General features: G+C 59.9%; 1 pseudogene. It reads right to left on the bottom strand.

The annotated features are described in order from the left end of the window. Positions 1-1,034: pseudogene (locus V7787_RS52830) on the bottom strand (RHS repeat domain-containing protein); the annotation flags it as partial.

Raw genomic sequence — 1,034 nt, 5'->3', positions numbered from 1 at the left:
GTAGCGCTTGTCCTGATACACCAACACCCGGTTGTGCTTGATCAGGCCATTGAGCTTGGGGCCGTCGAACAGATTGCCGGCCTTGTCGTACTTGTAATCCTCGACCTGCGTGGCCTGCCAGTTGGGGCGTGACTGCTGAACGGTTTGCAGTTGCTCGTTGAGGTCGTAGCCGTAACGGTTGTGTCCCGAATAAGTCTTGCCCGTGTGGGGTAGGTCATGAAAGCGGCCGATGATCTGTTCAAGATGCGCGTTTTCGTCATTGGCCGCGTTGGTCATCCCGCGGCGCTGGGTCTGGGTCAGTACCTCGGCAATCAGGTTGTCGCTGGCATCGTAGCGATAGGCCTTGTCCAGCAGCGGCAGCACTTCAGCAGGGGCATCGCGATAGTGAATAGCCTTGCCGGCCAGGCGACCGCTGGTGTCGTAGCGTGTGCGGGTGACCAGCTTGCCTTGGGTGCGCAGGACCTCGTCGTGCACCGCATCACGCTCGAAATCGCTGATCACCCGGCCGTTCAGGTTGATCTGGTGCAGGTGCCCGCTGCCGTAGTACAGGTGGTTGAGTTCGCGTTGGTCGGGCAGGACCAGCGTCTGCAGGTTACCCAGTTCGTCATAGCGGTACTGCAGCAAGCCAGCGCTGTTGGTTTCGCTGAGCAATTGTCCGTTGGCGTCGTAGGTGTAGTCGAGTTGCTGTTTTTTTCCTTTATTGTCTGTGAAGGTGATGGACAGCAGATTGTCGGCCGCGTCGTAGCGGTAGTCGGTGGTGCCATCTTCAGTGCGCTTGCTGACAAGCCGGCCGATTGCGTCCCGCTCGAAGTCGTGGCGGATGGCAGCCGTCCGTGTCGGCGGGGCGTTGTCGGACAGCGGCGGCTGCTCGTCAGGCGAGGGCACATGGGTAAGACGAGTGACCTCATCCAGCACGTTGTAGGCATAGAGGCGGCCACTGCCATCCAGGTCTTTTTGTGCCACCAGCCGGTCCAGTTCGTCCCAGCCGAAGCGGTATGACTCGTCATTCTCGTTGGTGAGTTGCAGTAGCCGAC

Source organism: Pseudomonas sp. CGJS7, assembly GCF_036961695.1.
The sequence above is the reverse complement of the archived record's forward strand: the minus strand, read 5'-3'. Positions and strand labels throughout refer to the sequence as shown.